Below are 19,111 nucleotides of genomic sequence, written 5' to 3'. Positions count from 1 at the left end.
TGGTCTCCTATTCCGCCGCTGGCCGTGCCAGGTGATGCGACACCGCGTCGATCAGGTTTTCCTCGGTCATCTCCTCGCCCTCGAATTCACCGACCAATCGCCCCTCGGCCATGGCCAGCACCCGGTGGCTGACGCCAAGGACCTCGGGCATTTCGGACGAGATCACGATCACGGCAAGACCCCGTTCCGCGAGGTTCGCGATCAGCGTGTGGATGGCCGATTTCGACCCCACGTCGATCCCCCGCGTGGGTTCATCGAGAATGATCAGCTTGGGCCCTGCACACAGCCATTTGGCCAGAACGAATTTCTGTTGGTTGCCGCCGGACAGCGTGGAGACCGGCTGCTCCGGCCCCGTGGTCTTGATCGAGAGCGCATCCTTGTATTCATCGAACGTGGCACGTTCCTTGCCCCGGTCCATGACGGTTCTGCGGGCGTAGCTGGCCAGATGCGGCAGGGTGGTGTTTTCCATCCCGCCCATCATCAGGACAAGCCCCTGTTCCTTGCGGCTTTCGGGGACCAGCGCCATGCCCAGGTCGATGGCCTGCCGGGGCGTCGGCAGCGGGATTTCCGCGCCTTGCCAGCGCAACGTGCCCCGGTCGGCCTTGCGGATACCGAAGAGGGTTTCGACCACCTCGGACCGGCCCGCGCCGACGAGCCCGTAAAAGCCAAGCACTTCGCCCTGCCGGACGGAGAAGCTCACATCCCCGAACTGGCCTTTCAGGCTGAGGCCCTCGACGCGCAGCACCTCGTCGCGGAAGGTGCTGTCGGCCTTGTGAAAATAGGCCTCCAATGTTCGGCCGATCATCATGCGGGTGACGGCGGTGGCGTCGGTCTCTTTCGTGGTCACGGTGCCCTGCACCTGGCCGTCGCGCAGCACCGTGATGCGGTCGGTCAGTTCGAAGATTTCATCCATCTTGTGAGAGATATAGACGATCCCCACCCCTTGGCGCTGAAGCCCGCGGATGGTGGTGAAAAGCTGGTCCTTTTCCGTGTCGGTCAGCGAGGCCGTGGGTTCGTCGAAGATCACCACATTGGCGCTGAACGCCTGCGACCGGGCGATTTCCACCATCTGCTGCATGGCGACCGAAAGCGTGCCGACGCGGTCATCGGGGCCGAAGCTGCATCCCATTGCATCCAGCGCCGCCTGCGCATCGCGGCGCAGCTTGCGTTTGTTCAGCACACCAAGCGCATTTGTCGGCCACGCGCCCAGATAGATGTTCTCGGCAACCGACAGTTCCGGCGACAGCGACAGTTCCTGATGGATCAGCAGGATGCCCTTTTCGCGCGCGGCCAAAGGATTGTCGATCTGGACGGGCTGGCCCTGGTAGATGATTGCACCCGCATCGGGGTGATAGAGCCCGGCCAGCACCTTCATCAGCGTGGACTTGCCCGCGCCGTTTTCCCCCACAAGCGCGTGGACTTCACCGGGGCGCACATCGAAGCTGACCTTGTCCAGCGCGATCACGCCGGGGAAGGTCTTGGTGATGCCGGATAGGGTCAGGATCGGGTCCGCCATGGTCATGCCTCCTGCCGGCTGAGAAGCTTGTCGATCAGCAGCGCGAGGACAAGGACCGTGCCCATCACCATCAGCTCGACGTAATTCGGGGTGTTAAGCAGCCTGAGCCCGTTGCGCAGAACGGCCAGCGTCAGCACACCTCCGATGGTCATCCACATGCTGCCATAGCCGCCCTGCAACCGGGTACCGCCAAGCACCACGGCGATGATGGTCCACAGCTCCCACACCTTGCCCGCGTTCGGCTCCGCCGTGCCAAGGCGCATCGACAGAAGAATACCCGCGATGGCGGCAAGCGCGCCGCAGAGGGTGAAGTTGATGATCTTGTGACGCTTGATGTTGATGCCTGCGTCATGGGCCGCGTCGATATTGTCACCGATGGCGTAGGTTTCACGCCCGTGGCGGGTGCTGGACAGAATCCACTGGAAGAACAGGGCCAGTGCGATGAAGATCATCGCAGTCAGGGACACCGGGCCAAGGTAGATCTCGGGGTAGTCCGTATAGCTGAAATCGCTGACCATCAGGGCGTCTTCGCCGGTATAGATGAAGACCAGCCCCCGGATGCCGATCAGCCCGCCAAGCGTGACGATGAAGGAATGCATCCCCGACAGCGCCACCAGAGTCCCGTTGAGAAAGCCAAGCGCGGCACCCGACAGCAAGCCCACGAAGACAGCGGGCCAAATGCCGATATGGTCCTGCAACCCGATGGCCAGCGCCGAGGCCAGCGCAAGGATCGCGCCGACCGACAGGTCGATTTCCCCGTCGATCATCACCATGGTCATGCCGATGGCTAGAATGCCGATGAAGGCCGCCTGCGTCAGCACGTTGCCAAGGTTGTTGACCGTCAGAAAATACGGGCTGGAGGCGGAAAACACCACGACGGTCAGGGCCAGGAACACCCAGATGTGGTTGCGCATCAACAGGCGTGCGACGCTGCTGTGACCGCCTGCCTTGGTGATGGATGTGGTCGCGCTCATGCCAGGATCCTCCCGCGTTTGGCGCCCAGGTCGATCCAGACCGCCAGGATGATGACCGCCCAGGTGACGAGCCACTGAACGTAATAGGGAAAGCCGAGCAGAAGCAGTCCGTTCTGGATAAATCCGAGCATGGTGATGCCCAGAACCGTGCGCCAGATACTGCCCGACCCGCCAAGCAGCGACGTGCCGCCAAGGATCACACCCGCCAGAACCGTCAGCTCATATCCCTGACCGATGGTGTTCTGCGCGCCCATCACGCGGCTGCCCATGATGACTGCGGCAATGGCCGTGGTCAGCCCGGAAAGCGCGTAGGCCCAGAACACCGTCCAGCGCGACGCGATGCCGGAAAAGCGGCTGGCGGTTTCATTGCCGCCCACGGCAAAGACCTGGCGGCCGAAAACCGTGCGGTTCAGGACGAAGGCCGCGATCACTGCCGTCACGAGGAAGATCAGCGCGGGCACCGGGACGCCGAGCAGGTCGTGCCGCCCGAATACCGCGAACCACGTGGTCTGCGCATTCTGGACATTCACGTTCGACCCGCCGGAATAGAACAGGACAAGCCCTTGCAGGAAGGACAGCATCGCCAGTGTCACGATCAGGGCGTTCAGCCCGACAAGCCCGACAAGAACGCCGTTGAACATGCCAACCCCGATCCCCGCCGCGAGCGTGATCAGGATGGCCATAGCCGGGCCGGACGTGTTGTGTTGGTCGACCACGATCACCGTCAGCAGGGTCAGAAGCGATCCGACCGAGAGATCCAGCCGCCCGGTGATCACCACGAAGGTGACGCCGACCGCCATGACGCCCGTGATCGACACCTGTCTCAGGACATCGAAAATGTTGCCCGGCGTCAGGAACGCATCGGCGCTGAGGGCGACCGAGATCAGGAACAGCCCGAACCCCGCCAAAAGCCCATGCCGACGCAGGAACGCCTTCACCTCTGTCTGCATTGTCACGATTCCTCCCTGTCCCAAACGGTAGGCGAAGGGCTTGGCCCGCAGACAGCGCCAATAAATCCAATCTGGTTATTCGGCCCCGATCTGCGGCGCGATGAAGTCCCCGTGAAGCCCCCGTAGGGGCGGTCAAGAAAATCAGATTTGGACATGTCGCGCGTTGAACGCTTGCGCCCGCGGCTCATGATCAGGGGTGTTGAAAGGGCGCAGGCCGCGACGCCCCGTTGCCAAAGGGCAAACCGAGATGCGGCGCGAAAAGGGAGGAAAGAGATGACAAGACTGATGACAAGGGGCTTTGGCCTTGCGGTGACAGCGGCGATGACCGCGGGCATGGCGATGGCGCAGGATGCACCGGACTGGCTGGGAGGCGACCTTCAGCAGCCGCTTTCGGAAACGCGGATCGGCATCACCGTTCTGTATCCGGGGTCCAACGCCTATCAGGCGATGTATGCACAGGCAGCCGAGGAATACGCGGCAGAGCTTGGCATTCAGGCCACCGTGATGGACCCGCAGGGCGACCCGGCCGTGCAGTTCGACCAGATCCAGGACATGATTTCCCAGAACCCCGACGCGATCGTGGTCTGGCCCACCTCGCAGAACGCGCTGATTCCGGCGATCCGCTCGGCCTATCGCGCGGGTATCCCGGTGGTCACCTCGAACTCGCCCATTGGCGAAGCGGGGCGGCGCTACATCGTCGGTCACACCGGCCCCGATGACTGCCTGCAAGCCGAACAGTCCGCAGACATGCTGGCCGAAGCGCTTGGCGGCGAAGGCAATATCGTGGTCGTCGAAGGCACGCCGGGGTACACGGTGTCGATCCTGCGCGGCAACTGCTTCCTCGACCGGATCGCCGATGAATATCCCGGCATCACCATTCTCGACAGCCAGACAGCGGAATGGAACCGCGAACGCGCCCAGACCGTGATGGAAACCTTCCTGACCCAGTATGGCGACCAGATCGACGGCGTCTATGCCTTCGACGATGGCATGGGCCTTGGCGTGATCAGCGCGCTGCAAGGCGCGGGCCTGGAGCCGGGCGAAGTCGCGGTCGTGACCTGCAACCAGTTCGGCGAAGGCTGGGACGCGATGCAGGAAGGCTGGCATCAGGGGTCGAACAAGCAGTCGCCCATCGATGACGCGATCCTCGCCATTCAGACGGCGATCCGCGTGGCCAATGGCATCGAGGTTCCGGCGCTTCAGGGGATCGAGACCCCGATGGTGACGCCCGAGAACGTGACCGAGTTCGAACGCCCGACCTGGTAATCTGACAGAAATGAAAGACGGGGCGCGCGGCGATCAGGCCGCGCGCCCTTTTTCATGCGCCTCAGTAGCGCCCGTTTTCCCGCATGATGGCATCCACCCGGTTCTGCGCGCGGGTCAGCGTTTCCTCTACGCTGCTGTCTCCGTGCAGCATCCGGTAGATCTCGTCCCCCAGAACGCTCAGCATGTCACTAAATTCCGGGATCGGCGGGCGCGGCCATGTCTGCAACTCACCGCGCCGCTCCATCGCGTCCACCCGGCCCAGAAGGCTGCTTTTCGCCTGCACCTCGGGGTCGGCGCTGGTGGAAAACCGCGGGCTGCTGAGGTTGCCGTGCTGGACATACCATTTCAACACCTCGGGCCGGGTCAGGTATTCCATGACCCGCCATGCCGCCCGTTCCCTTGCGGGAGAAAGCCCCTGCGGCAACGCCAGCGAGAACCCCCCGATCGGTGACACGGTGCGCGCGCCCGGCCCGTGCGGGTGCGGCGCGAAGGCCACGTTCTGATGCGCGGGCGAGGTTTCGTCCAGTTCAAAGGCGCGGGCCCGGACGCTCCAGCCATAGCACATGGCGGCGTGGCCTTCGGTAAAGATTCGAATCCGCCTGTCCCAGTCGCATTTCAGGCTGTCAGGATGGGCATAACTGCGCAGTTCCAGCAGGAATTCGGCTGTTGCACGCGCCGCGTCGCTGGTCAGAAGCGGGCGATAGTTTTCGCCCGACAGCGTCCCGAAATCGAAATCCTCCCCCACCCGTGGCAAGTCAATCACGGGCTGGCCATAGCTGGCCAGTGTCTGAATGAAGGTATGCGCGACCGGCGTGCCGCGTTTGAAATTCATCACGATGCCAGACAGGTTCATCCGCGACCGGTGCAGCAGTTTCGCGGCGAACAGAACCTCCTCTGTCGTCTCGGGGATCGACAGGCCGGCATCGGCAAACAGATCGGACCGGCAGAACAGAAGCTCTGCCGTGGGCTGGATCGGCAAGGCGTATTGGCTGCCCGCCCAGGACGATCCCTTGTAGGCCGCCGGATGGAAATCGGACGGGTTGAACCGGTTGCGGGCGATGATCTCGTCAAGCGGCTGAATCACGCGTTCTTCCGCGAGTTGCCCAATCCACGGCAGATCCACGGCCACCACGTCGTAATCCGAGGCCTCGCGCCCCGCATTGGCCATGATCTCGGTGTGAAGATCGTCCAGCGTGAGATTCACCACCTCCAGCTTGGTGCCCAGAAATCCGCCAAGCTCCTGCGCGCGTTGGCGGATGGTCTCGAATGTGGGATCGACGGGCACCGCCAGCCGGATCGTGCGGTCATAGCCCACCCCTTCGCGCATCGCGTTCGGATAAGGCAGGATGCGAGAGGCCATATAGTAGCCGCCGAAATAGAAATCCTCCATCGCGCCATCGCCATTTGCAAAGCCGAAGGTGTTGCCCACCATTGCCTTGAGCTGCATGGCGAAGCTTTCGAACTCCTCGATCAGCTTGCGGGTGGGGTGAAGCGAGAAGGACTTGCCTGTCTTCGACCGTGGCCGCTTGAGCAGAAAGCCGGTGTCCAGCAACTCGTTTACCCGACGCATCGCAGTGCCATAGGGCACATCGGCGGCCATCGCGGCCGAGGTGATGGTCAGTAGCTTGCCTTCCAGATGCCGTCGCATGGCATAGGCGATGATGTTCCAGCGCGCATCCGTCGCCGAAAGCTCTGTCCGTTTTTCCGTGATCGCGCGGGTTTCGTCCATGAAGGACAGAATGCGCAGCATCTCCTGCCGGGTCACGCCAGGTCCCTCCTTGCGAAATATCCAATTCTGACAAAACACACTCCGCCCTCTCGCGGCACAGGAGTTTTGTCCAATCCTGACATTTGTGACGTTCCGGCCAGACCGGCCCCTGTGACACAGTTGGGCCAAGGGCCGTCAAATGCGCGGTCGGGGAGGACCGAATGACCGCTGAGAGCTATGATTTCATCGTTGTGGGCGCTGGCTCTGCCGGGTGTGCCGTGGCCGGGCGGCTGGCAGAGGCGGGGCACAGCGTGTTGCTGCTGGAAGCGGGCGGCAAGGATCGCAATCCCTTCATTCACATCCCGCTTGGCTATTCTTTGCTCTATGCAAACCCGTCCGTGAACTGGTGCTACACCAGTGCGCCGGAACCACATCTGAACGGGCGGCAACTCTTCCAGCCGCGCGGCAAGGTTCTGGGCGGCACGGGCGCGATCAACGGCATGATCTACATGCGCGGCCAGCCTCAGGATTTCGACGGATGGGAAGCGGCGGGCTGCACCGGATGGGGCTGGGACGGGGTGCTGCCCTATTTCAAATCCTGCGAGGATCAGGAACGGGGCGCGGACGATTTCCACGGCGCTGGCGGCCCGGTCTCCGTTTCGGACATCCGCACCGAGCATGCGCTTGGCGAGGCGTTCCACGCGGCGTCAGAGGCTTTGGGCGTGCCCCGCAACGACGATTTCAACGGCGCACAGCAAGAGGGCACCGGCTACGTCCAGACCACGACACGGAATGGTCGGCGGTGGAGCACGGCAGCGGGCTACCTGCGGGGCGCCGCCAAGCGCAATATCGACCTGCGCCTGCATGCGCTGGTGCAGCGGGTGGACCTGGACGGAAAGCGCGCGACCGGCGTGACGTGGACGGACAGGTCCGGCACCCACACAGCCAAAGCGCGGCACGAAATCATCCTGTCGGGCGGCACCTTCAATTCCCCGCAACTTCTGCAACTCTCGGGCATCGGTCCGGGGGCGCTGTTGCAGGCGCATGGCGTTGAGACGCAGCACGACCTGCAAGGCGTGGGCGAGAACCTGCAAGACCATTTCGGCATCGGGGCGGAGTATCGGTCTACCGTGCGGATGACGGTGAACGACCTTTACAACAACAAGCTGAAGGGCGGGCTGCAACTGCTGCGCTGGCTGTTGTTCCGCACCGGACCGTTCGCTGATAATGGCAATTATTCCAATACCTTCATCTGTTCAGGGCCGGAGGTCGACCGCCCCGACATGATGGTGACTTTCATGGCCTGGTGCACGGACGAGCAGCTGAAGCCGCACCCGTTCCCCGGCTTCACGATCCTGGCCGAACATATGCGGCCAAACTCTCGCGGGCATGTGCGCCTGACCGCGCCGGACCCCGCGAAAGCACCGGAAATCCAGTTCAATTTCTTCGCGGACGAGGCCGACCACCGCGCCGCGCTGGCGGGGCTGAAGTTCGGGCGCAGGATTGCGCAGACCGCGCCGATGTCGGACTGTGTGGAATACGAACTGTCCCCCGGCAAGGACGTGCAGTCGGACGAAGACCTGCTTGCCTATTGCCGTCAGAACGGGCTGTCGCTGCTGCACCCCGTGGGCACCTGCAAGATGGGGGTGGACGACACGGCGGTGGTTGATCCGCGCCTGAAAGTGCACGGTATCGAGGGGCTGCGCGTGGCCGATGCCTCGATCATGCCGCGCATCGTGACGGGCAACACCAACGCGGCCTCGATCATGATCGGGGAAAAGGCGGCGGCGATCATTCTGGCAGACCTCAGGGGGCGCGCATGACACGGGAACTTGGCATCGCCCTGATGGGCACGGGTCGCATGGCCCATGTCTACGGACCCAAGATCAACGCCCATCCCGGCCTGCGGCTGGAGGTGATCTTTAACCCGCGCATGTCATCCGCCCAAAAGACCGCTGCGCTTTATGGCGGGCGACCGATGGATGATCTCGACGCGGTGCTGGCCGATCCGGGCGTCCATGCGGTGGTGATTGCCACGCCGACCGATACCCACGTGGAGTATATCGAGCGTGTCGCGGCAGCGGGCAAACCGATCTATTGCGAGAAACCGCTCGATCAATCGCTGGAACGGGTGGACCGCGCCATGCAGGCGCTGAAATCGCACCCTGTGCCCTTCATGCTCGGATTCAACCGCCGGTTCGACCCCGACAACGCGATGCTGCAACAGGCGGTGCGCGCGGGCGAGGTCGGGCCACTGAACATGCTGATGAGCTGGAGCCGCGAGCCAAGCCCCCCGCCGATCGACTACGTCCGTGCCTCGGGCGGCTACTTCGTCGACGCCACGATCCACGATATCGACCTTCTGTGCTGGATCGCGGGAGAGAGGCCCGTTCAGGTCTATGCCGCCGGAAGCTGCAAATTCGACCCCCAGATCGGGGCGGAAGGCGATTTCGACCTGACCATGACGACGCTGACCATGCCTTCGGGCGCATTGGTCCATATCAACAACTCGCGCGCCTGTTCCTACGGGTTCGACCAGCGGCTGGAGGCGTTTGGCGAAAAGGGCATGGTCCAGACCCGCAATCACCGCGACGACTCGCTTGTCCGGTGGGACGGCACCGCGACCGAAGCGAGGAAGCCGCTGAAACACTTCTTCCTCGAACGCTATGACCAGTCCTTCTACAACGCGCTGGACGAGTTCCATGCGGCAGTAACCGAGGGGCGCGAACCCTCCAGCACTGCCGAGGACGGGCGCGCCGCGCTTGCCATCGCGCTGGCCTGTGCGCAGTCGGCGCGGGACGGTGTTGCGGTTCAGCCAATCTACGGCAGCTAACATCTGGCTGGCCCGCTGCAGTGATTGCCTGGCAAGTGTCGCAAAGCGCGACGCCGTTTTTTCCGGAAGTGCAGGATCATCCCGCAAGGCGGCCCTTCATCGGTGCCTACTTGGGCAGCCGCCTTGCGCCGGCGTTCATGCGGGCGGAGAATACCTCCGCTTCCCCTGACGAGATCAGGCGGATGGCTGCACCGTCATCAATGGCATATCCCGCGGGCAGATCGCCCCGCGCGATGGCCTCGGGAAACGCGGTTTGTCGAAGGGGTTCCGTGGAATAGTGCGGACAGCAGGATCCCGGCACGATTCCCAAACCGTCCATCGGGCGCAATCCGTTTCCAAGCGAATCCGTCAGCACCTTGTCGAACCAGCAGGCCGCTCCTGCACTGACCCCGGCCAGCACCGTGCCCTTCACCGTAGCCTCCGCCAGCACGTCTGCGATGCCCGTTTCCCGCAGATGGCTGACAAGCCGGGCGGTGTTTCCTCCGCCGACATAGATCAGGTCCAGCGAAGCGGCCCATGCAGCGGCCTGTGCCGAACCGGCGCCCATAGGCAGATGCGACAGAGACCCCGCCAGATCTGCAAACCGCGTGTGGAACCGGGCAATCTTGACCGGGTCGTCCCGTGATGCGGCCCCGATGAATCCGAGGTGTGGCCGTTCCGGCAGACCCTTCAGGCAGAACAGATCGAGCTCTGGATCCGCGCCATGGGTGAAGCCGCCACCGCCTATTGCTATGACATGATAGCCGCCGTGCATGTTGCCCCTTTTCGGTTGCCAGACCCGGTTTAGCACGGCTTGGTCTACGCATGTATTCGTTTGACACATACGTTCCCGAGAAAAACGAATTTGTCTGATCCCGCCCGGCCTTTGACACTTTCGGTCGGGACCACCGGCGATGACTTCGACGATAGATGAAGTTTTCTGTATCCATGACCGCTTTTCTTTCGGTTTGACGGAAAACAGCACTGACAAGAACAATCGCTTATTCGGCCTGGCGGCGCCGGACCCGATCAAATGCCGCACAAGGGAGGAAGACATGAAACGAATAATTGCACTAGCGACGGCGGCCGTGCTGCTGGCCAGCCCCATGGCCATGGCGCAAAGCGGAACCTTCCGTCAGGCGCATGAATATGGCTTTGGCGCACAATCCAGCCTCGACCCGATTTCGAATGGGCGGATTTTCCAGATCACCGAAAAGATCATGAGCCGCCTGGTCCGCCCCGGCCTTGATGGCCGCCCAAGCCCCGATCTGGCAACTGAATGGTCGGCGAACGAGGACGCCACGGTCTGGACTCTCAGCCTGCGCGACGGCGTGACGTTCCATGATGGCTCCACCTTTGAAGCCGCCGATGTTCTCTATTCGCTGAACCGCGTGCTGGACCCCGAGATGGACAGCCCCGCCCGGTCCGCCATCGCCATGATCGAAGCGGTCGAGGCGCTGGACGACATGACCGTTCAGATCACGCTGGACACGCCCTTCGCCGACCTGCCCTTGCAGCTGATGGACTACCGGCTGCGGATGATCCCCGAAGGGTCCGGCGATACGATCGCCACCACCGGCATCGGCACCGGCCCCTTCATGGTCGAAACCTTCGACGCGGAAGGCACCACCGTTCTGGTCGCCAACCCCGACTACTGGGAAGGCGCGCCGGGCGTCGCCCGGATGGAGATCATCGGCATTCCCGATGGTCAGGCCCGCCTGCAGGCGCTGCTTGGCGGTCAGATCGACATGGAACGCGGGATCACCGCACAGCAAAGCGTGATGTTCCAGAACTCTGACCGGTTCACCATTCAGGAAATCCCGACCGGCAACTGGCGCGGTCTGGTGTTCCGCACCGATGTGGAACCCTTCAACGACCTGCGCGTGCGCCAGGCGGTGCGGATGGTCGCGGATCGCCAGGAACTGGTGGATCTGGTGCTTGGCGGTGGCGGCATCGTTGCCTGTGACACGCCGGTGGAACCCAACGACCAGTATCGCGCCGACCTGTCCTGCCCGCAGGATATCGAGGGCGCCCGTGCGTTGCTGGCCGAGGCGGGCTATCCCGACGGCATCGACATCGACGTGCATGTCGCCACGCTGGAACCCACTTGGCCGACGCTGGCTGTCGCCTATCAGCAGCAGGCCGCCGCTGCCGGCATCCGCGTGAATGTGGTTCAGGCCCCGACCGATGGCTATTGGTCCGAGGTCTGGATGCATGAAGATGTGTCGGCCACCCGCTGGAACGAACGCCCCGCGGATCAGGCCCTGCATGAAATCTACCTGTCCACGGCGCGCTGGAACGAGTCCTTCTATCAGGACGAAGCTTTCGACGCCCTGCTGGCCGCTGCCCGCCGCGAGCTGGATTTCGAAGCCCGTCGCGCGCTCTATGTTCAGGCGCAGGAGCATCTTCAGGAAACCGCAGGCACGCTGATCCCCTATCACGTGACCCGTCTGGTCGGTGTGTCCTCTCGCGTGCACAATCTTGACGAGGTCAAGAACGATGCCGTGCGGTGGCATCTGATCACGGTCGACGAGTGATCGGCTGAAACCATGCCCTCCGCCCCGCCAGACCGGGGCGGAGGGGCTTCTTTCTTTAAAGGGCGGGTGGCACAACGATGCTGCAGATGTTTCTTCGGCGCCTGTTTCTGGGTGCGATCACGGTGGCCATCGTGTCCATGATCATCTTCGCGGGGGTCGAGATCCTACCCGGCGACGCCTGCACCGCCTTCCTCGAACGCGAAGCGCAGGGGCGGGTGCTGGAAAACTGCCGCGAGGAACTGGACCTCAACCGTCCCGCCGTCGTGCGATACCTCGATTGGGCGTCAGATGCGCTGCGTGGCGATCTTGGCGTGTCCGCAAATGGCCAGCGGTCCATTGCCGAGATGGTTGGCGCACGGCTACAGAATTCGTTGCTGCTGGCCGCCTGCGCGCTGATCGTGGGCGTGCCGACCGCCATCTTCCTTGGTGTCGTGTCGGGCCTCTGGCGCGACCGGCCCGTCGACCTTGTGCTGTCGACCGGCGCAATCTTCGCCATGACCATCCCCGAATTCGTATCCGCCACCGTGCTGATCCTTGTCTTCTCTGTCTGGCTTGGCTGGCTGCCGGGGATTGTTTTGACCTCGGCCAATGCGCCCGCATCCGAGTTTTTCCCCGAAATTATCCTGCCGGTGGTGGTGCTGGCCATGGTGATGACAGCCCATATCCTGCGCACCGTCCGCTCCTCGGTCATCGAGGTGATGAACAGCGATTACGTGCAGATGGCCACGCTGAAGGGCGTGCCTTACTGGCGCATCGTATTTCGCCATGCCCTGCCCAATGCGCTGCTTCCTGCAATCAACGTCGTGGCGCTGACCATCGCCTGGCTACTGGGCGGGGTCGTGGTGATCGAGGTGGTGTTCAACTATCCGGGTCTTGGCCGGATGATGATCGACGCGATCTCCGACCGTGATCTGCCGGTTGTGCAGGCCATCGCCCTGATCGTGGCCACGGTCTACGTCGGCGTGAACCTGACCGCCGACCTTCTGACCATGGTCGCCAATCCGCGCCTGCGCACCCTTTACACGAGGAAATGACGGACATGAGCCTTGCCTCGATCCCGCAGAATTCGCACCTTGGCCGCACCCTGTCGGTGCTGCGCGACGTGACCTCCCGCCCCTCGGGGGCGGTGGGGCTGAGCCTCGTGCTGTTTCACCTGATTCTGGCCGTCATCAGCCCCTATATCGCGCCCTTCGACTATCGCACGATGAATGCCGCGATGATGCTGACGGGCCCCGACGGGGTGCATTGGCTGGGCACCGACCACCTGGGCCGCGATGTGTTCAGCCGCACCATTCAAGGCGGGCGCGAGGCCATTCTGGTCACCGGTATCGCCACCCCCATTGCCGTGGCCTGGGGTGGCCTGGTGGGCATCTTCTTCGGCCTCATCGGCGGACGGGTGGACGAGGTCATGATGCGCTTCGTCGATGCTTTCCTGTCGCTGCCATGGATCCTGAAGATGCTGGTCCTGATCGTGACCTTCGGCACCGGGATCGAGGTGCTGATCCCCACGCTCGCCTTCTTCTACGGCATCCCCGTGATCCGCATCGCCCGTGCCGCGACCCATGACGTGGTGGCGCGCGATTTCGTCGCCGCCGCGCGGGCGCGCGGGCAGAGCCGCATGACGATCATGCGCAAGGAACTCCTGCCCAATGTGCTCGACGCGCTGATGGTGGAAGGCGCGATGCGCTGGTCTTGGATGCTGCTGGCCTTCTCGTCGCTGTCGTTTCTCGGCTTCGGGGTTTCACCGCCGACGCCCGACTGGGGCCTGATGATCGCCGATGCGCGCGGTTTCATGTCCTTCGCGCCCTGGGGCGTTCTGGGGCCGGTCATCGCGCTGTCGACGCTGATCATCGGCATCAACCTCACGGCGGACGCGCTGGCCAAGGCGCTTGGCATCGACCGCGCACAGAAGGCCCCGGTGTGACATGACCGATACTCCCGTCATCCAATTGTCCGACCTGTCCATCGGCTTCACCGGCCGCGCCGGGCACACCCTGCCGGTGCTGCGCAACATCGACCTGACGGTGCGGCCCGGCGAAAGCATCGGTCTTGTCGGCGAAAGCGGATCGGGCAAGAGCACCGTGGCGCTGGCGGCCATGGGCTATCTCAAACGCGGGCTTCGGGTGCTTGGCGGCACCGCGCGTTTCGAAGGCCACGACATGTTCGCCCTGAAACGCCGGGAGCTTGAGACGCTTCGCGGTGGCCAACTGGCGCTGATCCCGCAGAATTCGGGCCAGTCGCTGACGCCCACCCTGCGCATCGGCGCGCAACTGACCGAGGCGCTGCGCCTGCACAGCCGCCTTGACCCGGCGCAGTTTCCCGACCGTGTGCTGGAGCTTCTGGGGCAGGTGCGCCTGCCCGATCCGCAGACGATCACCCGCCGCTATCCGCATGAGCTGTCGGGCGGGCAACAGCAGCGGGTTGCCATCGCCATGGCGCTGGCGGGCGAGCCGCGCGCCCTGCTGCTCGATGAGCCGACCACGGGATTGGACGTCACCACGCAGGCCCATATCCTCGAACTTCTGCGCGATCTGGCGCGCGAAACCGGCATGGCCATGGTCTATGTCAGCCATGACCTTGGCGCGATTGCGCGGGTCTGTGACCGGGTGGTGGTGATGTATGCGGGCGAGGTGGTGATGGAGGGCAGCGCCCGGCAGGTGCTGACCGCGCCGACGCATCCCTATGCGCGCGGCCTTCTGGCCTCGATCCCCAAACTCAGCGATCCACATCTGCCCATGGCCCTTGGCGGCCGTCCCCCGGCCCCGGGCGGGGCGGGCGATGGCTGCGCCTTCGTGGATCGCTGCGCGCTGGCCAGCGACCTCTGCCGCGCCACCCGACCGATGCTTGCCCCCGGACCGGGGGGCGCGCCGGTGCGCTGCCACCATGCCGACCGGGCCGATACCCTGCCGATGAGCTCGCAAGGCGATCACGCCGCGCGGGCCGAGGCGGGAACCGCCCCCGTCCTGTCCCTTCAGGATCTGGAGATCCGCTATTCCAGACCCGGCCTTCTGGACCGGCTGCGCGGGCGCGAGGATACGCGGCCTGCCACCGTCGATGACATCACGATCAGTATCGCGAAGGGCGAGACGCTTGGGCTGGTGGGCGAGTCCGGCAGTGGCAAGTCGACGATCCTGAAAACCATTGCCGGGCTTCTGCCGCCCGCGGGTGGCGAGATCCGCTTCGACGGCGACGCGCCGCTGCCGCGATCCGTCGAACAGCGCGGGCCCGATCACCTGCGCCGCATCCAATTGATCTTCCAGAACCCCGATGACAGCCTCAACCCGCGCCACACCATCGCGGAGATCCTCGAACAGCCGCTGAAGCTCTATTTCGGCCTGTCTGGCACCGCCCTGCAGGATCGTTGCGTCGAGATCCTCGAACGGGTCCGCCTTGGCGGCCACTACCTCGACCGACTGCCGAGCCAGTTGTCGGGCGGCGAGAAGCAGCGCGTCGCCGTTGCCCGCGCCTTTGCGGCAAACCCCGATCTGGTGCTGTGTGACGAGGTGACATCGGCGCTCGACGTGTCGGTTCAGGCGGCGGTGCTGGAACTTCTGAACGACCTCAAGGCCGCGCAGGGCACGACCTATGTCTTCGTCTCGCACGATCTGGCGGTGGTGCGGGCGCTGTCGGACCGGGTTGCCGTTCTCTACCAGGGGCGGCTGTGCGAAATCGGGCCGTCGGCTGAAGTCTACGCGCTGCCCTCGCATCCCTATACCGAGGTGCTGCTTGGTGCCGTGCTGGAGCCCGACCCCGACACCGCGCCCAAGCTGACCGCCGATGACGTGATCGAGTTGTCGCCGCCCGCGAAGGGCTGCCCGTTCCAGCGCCGCTGCCCGCGCAAGATCGGCGCAAGATGCGACACCGACACCCCCCCGTGGCAGACCCGCGACGACGGCCACGCAATCCGTTGCCACATCCCGCTGGACGACTTGCACCGGCAGCAACAGGCCGATTCATAGCCTGCCTGAATAGGTGCCGGATCAATTTCGATTGGCCCGGAATTTTGCAGCCGGTCTAAGGTGTTGGCATGAAACCGCAGAGCTGACAGGGGGCCGCCATCGCCCGTCCGACCAACACCGACCGATCTCGCATCTTCTGCACCGAGGATGCCCGCAGGATCGCGCAGAAACGCCTGCCGCGCGTCATCTTCGATTTCATCGAAGGCGCGGCGGGGCGCGAGGTGGCGACCGCCCGCAACCAGACCCGCTTTGACGAGATCACCCTGCAACCGCGTGTGCTTGAAAATGTCGGCGCGCGTCGTCTGGAAACCCGGTTTCTGGGGCGGAGGCATGGCCTTCCCTTCGGGATCGCGCCCATGGGCATGTGCAACCTGACCCATCCCGACGCCGACCGGGCACTGGCCCGCGCGGCAAGCCGCTTCGACATTCCGCTCTGCCTGTCTTCGGCGGCATCAAGCTCTATCGAGGAGATGCGGTCCTGGGCCGGGGATCATGCGTGGTTTCAGCTTTATGTCGGCGCGTCGATGGAGCAATCGCTGGATATGGTCCATCGAGCGAAGGTGGCGGGCTATGACACGCTGATCCTGACCGTGGATGTCCCGCAGGTGGCACGCCGCACCCGCGACCTGCGCAACGGGTTCCAGATGCCGTTTCGCATGACGCCCCGGCTTTTGTGGGATTTTGCCAGCCATCCGAGTTGGTCCCTCTCGATGCTGCGGAACGGCGCGCCAGAGCCGCGCAATTTCTCGACCAGCGCGACGGCCACAAGGTTTGACCGCAGCGCCAGCCGCGCCGGGGCGGATTGGGCGTTTCTGGATCGTTTGCGCGACCTGTGGCCGGGCCGGCTGATCGTCAAGGGCGTCGGTTCCCCCCCGGATGCGCGGCGCATCCAGGCGGCGGGGGTGGATGCGATCCAGGTCTCGAACCATGGCGGGCGGCAATTGGACAGCGTGCCTGCCGCCATCGACCTGCTGCCGCGCATTCGCGCCGCAGTCGGCCCGGATTATCCGCTGATCTTCGACAGCGGCCTGCGCAATGGCGAAGACATCGTCAAAGCCTTGGCGCGTGGGGCGGATTTCGTGATGCTGGGTCGCCCGCTGCTCTATGCGCTCGGGGCCGAAGGCGCGCGCGGCCTCACGGCCCTGATCCGCATATTGGCCGAGGAAACCAGCCTGACGCTGGCGCAAGTGGGACTGACCGATATCGGTTCGGTCAGCGCCGGGATCCTTGCCGACGCTTCAGACATGCCCAAGCCAAAACCGGCGGCGCGGACCGCCCTGACAGCCTATTGAAAGACATGGAACAGCACATGACAGCCAAGCATCAGATCAGGGGCGGCGCGTTGCTGGCCCGGGCATTCAAGGAAAAGGGGGTGGAGCACGCCTTTACCCTTGCGGGCGGGTTCTGCAACCCGGCGCTGGAGGGCTTCATGGAATGCCAGATGCCGGTGATCAACTGCCCGCATGAACAGATCGCCGGTCATCTGGCGGACGGGCACGCGCGGATCACCCGCAAACCGACGCTCTGCCTCGTGGGGCCGGAAGGCTTTGCCAACGCGGTTCCAGCGATGCTGGAAGCGTGGGGAGAGCGGTCTCCGGTCATCTTCGTGACCGGGTCCTCCACGCTGAAGCGACAAGGCGCGGGCGGGTTCAAGGAAATCGACGATGTCGCGATTGCCGCGCCGCTGACCAAGTATTCCGAACAGATCGTCGACGGCAACCGCATCAGCGAATTCGTGGACCGTGCCTGGAAGGCCGCAACCACCGGCTATCCCGGCCCGGTCCATCTGAGCCTGCCGGTCGATATCATGTTCTCGTCTTTCGACGAGGATGCGGGCCGCGACGAGCGCCCTTTCAATCGCACCGCACAGCCTGTGCCGCGCGCCTGGCCAGACCCTGCGGCGCTTGCGCCGGTGCTGGACACAATCAGGCGTGCCGAACGCCCGGTGATCATCGCCGGGCACGGCGTCTGGTGGTCGAAATCCGAAAGGAACCTGGCCGCGTCGGGCAACAAGCTGCGCATTCCGGTCTATAACGTGCCCTACCACACCAAAAATTTGGGCGAGGAAACCGAGTGCTATATCGGGCTGGCCGATTTCCACCAGTTTCACCCGTCAAAGCCCGCAATCCACGAGGCGGATGTGGTGGTCATGGTCGGCTGCCGGCTGGACAACCAGATGAATTTCGGAAACCCGCCTTTCATTCCGGCGGGAACCACGCTGATCTGCGTGAATGGCAGCCATGAGGAACTGGACTACAACCACGGCGCAGACATGCCGCTGCTCTCCGATCCCGGCGCGTTTCTCGACGCCCTGGCGGGGATTGATCAAAGCTGGGACAGCTGGTTTGCCCTGCAACAGCAGCGTCGCGCGGACTGGGTGCAGGAATGGACCAACCATCTGGAGGAAGAGCGCGCCCGCGACATTACTGAGGGCCGCAAGATGCACCCTCTGCAACTGGCCGTCGATGTTCAGGCCGAAATGGCGGATGGCGATTGGCTGGTCTTCGATGGCGGCAACACGCATTTCTGGAACGAGATCGCCACCAATATCGCCGCCAAGCGCGGCCGGAAACTGGGCGGCATCCTGCATCCGGGCAATTACAGCCTGCTCGGGGTCGGCGTGTCCTTTGCAATGTCGGCCAAAAGCGTGCATCCCGACAAGACGGTGGTTCTGGTCTCGGGCGACGGTGCGTTCCTGTCGGGCGGCCTGTCCATCGAGGCCTGCTTTCAGGAAAACCGCCCCATCGTGGTGGTGATCGACAACAATGGCGGGCTGGACTGCATTTCGCAGCAGCAGGAGCGTCTCTTTGCGAATGGCCGCCATTTCGCCACCGATTTCCGCGACATTCCGTTCCACGCGATGTTCGAGGGGTTGGGCGGGCATGGCGAACTGGTCACGCGGCGCGAAGAGCTGGCCCCGGCCCTGAGACGCGCCATCGCCAGCGGCAAGACGGCCTGTGTCAACGTGAAATGCCGGGGTGTGATCAGCCCGATCGTTGCCGCCACATCCGACAAACGCGACAAGGCGTCGATCGAATGAGCGCGACTGTGTCCACCCATACGCTCAGCGGTCTTGACGGCACCCATGCGGGCGGCGTTCGGGTGACGCTGACCCGGATCACCGGCACGCCAGAGCAGCTGTTCAGCGTCGATACCGACGAGGGCGGGCGGCTGAGCCAGCAGGTTGATCTGGCGGGTGCCGATCCCGGCGATCTCTATGAGCTCAGCTTTGCAACCGGCCCCTATTGGGCCGACAGGGGCGCATCGCCGCTTGTGCAGCAGATTGCCCTGCGCCTTCATATGCCCGACCCGGACGGGCGCTATCACCTTCCGGTCATCCTGTCCCCCAACAGCAGCGCCCATTGGTGGTCGCGCTGATCAACAAGGCC

General features: G+C 64.0%; 15 protein-coding genes. 10 read left to right on the top strand and 5 right to left on the bottom strand.

Features of this window, described 5'->3' with window-relative positions:
* Positions 1–7: 7 nt before the first annotated feature.
* The 3 genes from RBB16_RS03080 to RBB16_RS03070 are packed head-to-tail and all read right to left on the bottom strand — an operon-like array spanning position 8 to position 3,440.
* A complete protein-coding gene (locus tag RBB16_RS03080; protein ID WP_306044740.1) occupies positions 8–1,516 on the bottom strand; it encodes a sugar ABC transporter ATP-binding protein in 1,509 nt (502 codons plus the stop codon).
* A gap of 2 nt (positions 1,517–1,518) precedes the next feature.
* The gene (locus RBB16_RS03075; RefSeq protein WP_306044739.1) at positions 1,519–2,490 is read right to left on the bottom strand and encodes an ABC transporter permease; all 972 of its coding nucleotides are present in this window, start codon (positions 2,488–2,490) and stop codon (positions 1,519–1,521) included.
* The gene (locus RBB16_RS03070) at positions 2,487–3,440 is read right to left on the bottom strand and encodes an ABC transporter permease (protein ID WP_306044771.1); all 954 of its coding nucleotides are present in this window, start codon (positions 3,438–3,440) and stop codon (positions 2,487–2,489) included. The genes RBB16_RS03075 and RBB16_RS03070 overlap by 4 nt, the downstream gene beginning before the upstream one ends.
* A 273-nt stretch (positions 3,441–3,713) precedes the next feature.
* On the opposite strand from RBB16_RS03070, the gene RBB16_RS03065 reads away from it, so the two are divergent.
* Positions 3,714–4,706, top strand: a complete 993-nt coding sequence (locus RBB16_RS03065) for a sugar ABC transporter substrate-binding protein (protein ID WP_306044738.1) — start codon at positions 3,714–3,716, stop codon at positions 4,704–4,706.
* 61 nt (positions 4,707–4,767) lie between these two features.
* Here RBB16_RS03065 and RBB16_RS03060 read toward each other — a convergent pair whose 3' ends face one another.
* Complete coding sequence (locus RBB16_RS03060) at positions 4,768–6,471, bottom strand: ABC transporter substrate-binding protein (protein ID WP_306044737.1); 1,704 nt, start codon at positions 6,469–6,471, stop codon at positions 4,768–4,770.
* Positions 6,472–6,635: 164 nt separating this feature from the next.
* Between RBB16_RS03060 and RBB16_RS03055 the strand changes: the two genes are divergently transcribed.
* Together RBB16_RS03055 and iolG are read left to right on the top strand one after the other, a co-directional pair.
* Positions 6,636–8,237, top strand: coding sequence for a GMC family oxidoreductase (locus tag RBB16_RS03055; protein WP_306044736.1), 1,602 nt, complete (start codon positions 6,636–6,638; stop codon positions 8,235–8,237).
* Entirely contained in the window at positions 8,234–9,247 is a 1,014-nt protein-coding gene (gene iolG / locus RBB16_RS03050) for an inositol 2-dehydrogenase (protein ID WP_306044735.1), read from the top strand. The genes RBB16_RS03055 and iolG overlap by 4 nt, the downstream gene beginning before the upstream one ends.
* Before the next feature lie 106 nt (positions 9,248–9,353).
* On the opposite strand, the gene RBB16_RS03045 is transcribed toward iolG, so the two are convergent.
* Complete coding sequence (locus RBB16_RS03045) at positions 9,354–10,001, bottom strand: peptidase E (RefSeq protein WP_306044734.1); 648 nt, start codon at positions 9,999–10,001, stop codon at positions 9,354–9,356.
* 280 nt (positions 10,002–10,281) lie between these two features.
* Here RBB16_RS03045 and RBB16_RS03040 point away from each other — a divergent pair, with 280 nt between their 5' ends.
* The 7 genes from RBB16_RS03040 to RBB16_RS03010 all read left to right on the top strand — a co-directional run bounded on the left by RBB16_RS03040 (position 10,282) and on the right by RBB16_RS03010 (position 19,100).
* Positions 10,282–11,763, top strand: a complete 1,482-nt coding sequence (locus tag RBB16_RS03040; protein ID WP_071689545.1) for an ABC transporter substrate-binding protein — start codon at positions 10,282–10,284, stop codon at positions 11,761–11,763.
* Positions 11,764–11,849: 86 nt separating this feature from the next.
* Entirely contained in the window at positions 11,850–12,797 is a 948-nt protein-coding gene (locus RBB16_RS03035) for an ABC transporter permease (RefSeq protein WP_306044733.1), read from the top strand.
* A gap of 5 nt (positions 12,798–12,802) precedes the next feature.
* Positions 12,803–13,687 carry an ABC transporter permease gene (locus tag RBB16_RS03030; RefSeq protein WP_306044732.1) on the top strand — a complete coding sequence of 295 codons (885 nt, stop codon included), beginning with the start codon at positions 12,803–12,805 and terminating at the stop codon, positions 13,685–13,687.
* Between the two features lies 1 nt (position 13,688).
* Positions 13,689–15,722, top strand: a complete 2,034-nt coding sequence (locus tag RBB16_RS03025) for an ABC transporter ATP-binding protein (protein WP_306044731.1) — start codon at positions 13,689–13,691, stop codon at positions 15,720–15,722.
* 98 nt (positions 15,723–15,820) lie between these two features.
* On the top strand, positions 15,821–17,014 hold the full coding sequence (locus RBB16_RS03020; RefSeq protein ID WP_371931208.1) for an alpha-hydroxy-acid oxidizing protein: 1,194 nt from the start codon (positions 15,821–15,823) through the stop codon (positions 17,012–17,014).
* A 17-nt stretch (positions 17,015–17,031) separates the two neighbouring features.
* Complete coding sequence (locus RBB16_RS03015; protein ID WP_306044730.1) at positions 17,032–18,762, top strand: thiamine pyrophosphate-binding protein; 1,731 nt, start codon at positions 17,032–17,034, stop codon at positions 18,760–18,762.
* Positions 18,759–19,100 (top strand): hydroxyisourate hydrolase, encoded by a 342-nt coding sequence (locus tag RBB16_RS03010; RefSeq protein ID WP_306044729.1) that lies wholly within the window; start codon positions 18,759–18,761, stop codon positions 19,098–19,100. The genes RBB16_RS03015 and RBB16_RS03010 overlap by 4 nt, the downstream gene beginning before the upstream one ends.
* Positions 19,101–19,111: the final 11 nt, after the last annotated feature.

This window comes from Nioella sp. MMSF_3534, assembly GCF_030732985.1.
Taxonomy (GTDB): domain Bacteria; phylum Pseudomonadota; class Alphaproteobacteria; order Rhodobacterales; family Rhodobacteraceae; genus Nioella.
This window is presented reverse-complemented; position numbering and strand designations above follow the sequence as displayed.

Coding starts and splice junctions, on each gene's coding strand:
- RBB16_RS03035 (WP_306044733.1), top strand. CDS start 11,850: ATGTTTCTTCGGCGCCTGTTTCTGGGTGCGATCACGGTGGCCATCGTG.
- RBB16_RS03070 (WP_306044771.1), bottom strand. CDS start 3,440: ATGCAGACAGAGGTGAAGGCGTTCCTGCGTCGGCATGGGCTTTTGGCG.
- RBB16_RS03075 (WP_306044739.1), bottom strand. CDS start 2,490: ATGAGCGCGACCACATCCATCACCAAGGCAGGCGGTCACAGCAGCGTC.
- iolG (WP_306044735.1), top strand. CDS start 8,234: ATGACACGGGAACTTGGCATCGCCCTGATGGGCACGGGTCGCATGGCC.
- RBB16_RS03045 (WP_306044734.1), bottom strand. CDS start 10,001: ATGCACGGCGGCTATCATGTCATAGCAATAGGCGGTGGCGGCTTCACC.
- RBB16_RS03025 (WP_306044731.1), top strand. CDS start 13,689: ATGACCGATACTCCCGTCATCCAATTGTCCGACCTGTCCATCGGCTTC.
- RBB16_RS03040 (WP_071689545.1), top strand. CDS start 10,282: ATGAAACGAATAATTGCACTAGCGACGGCGGCCGTGCTGCTGGCCAGC.
- RBB16_RS03065 (WP_306044738.1), top strand. CDS start 3,714: ATGACAAGACTGATGACAAGGGGCTTTGGCCTTGCGGTGACAGCGGCG.
- RBB16_RS03080 (WP_306044740.1), bottom strand. CDS start 1,516: ATGGCGGACCCGATCCTGACCCTATCCGGCATCACCAAGACCTTCCCC.
- RBB16_RS03030 (WP_306044732.1), top strand. CDS start 12,803: ATGAGCCTTGCCTCGATCCCGCAGAATTCGCACCTTGGCCGCACCCTG.
- RBB16_RS03055 (WP_306044736.1), top strand. CDS start 6,636: ATGACCGCTGAGAGCTATGATTTCATCGTTGTGGGCGCTGGCTCTGCC.
- RBB16_RS03015 (WP_306044730.1), top strand. CDS start 17,032: ATGACAGCCAAGCATCAGATCAGGGGCGGCGCGTTGCTGGCCCGGGCA.
- RBB16_RS03010 (WP_306044729.1), top strand. CDS start 18,759: ATGAGCGCGACTGTGTCCACCCATACGCTCAGCGGTCTTGACGGCACC.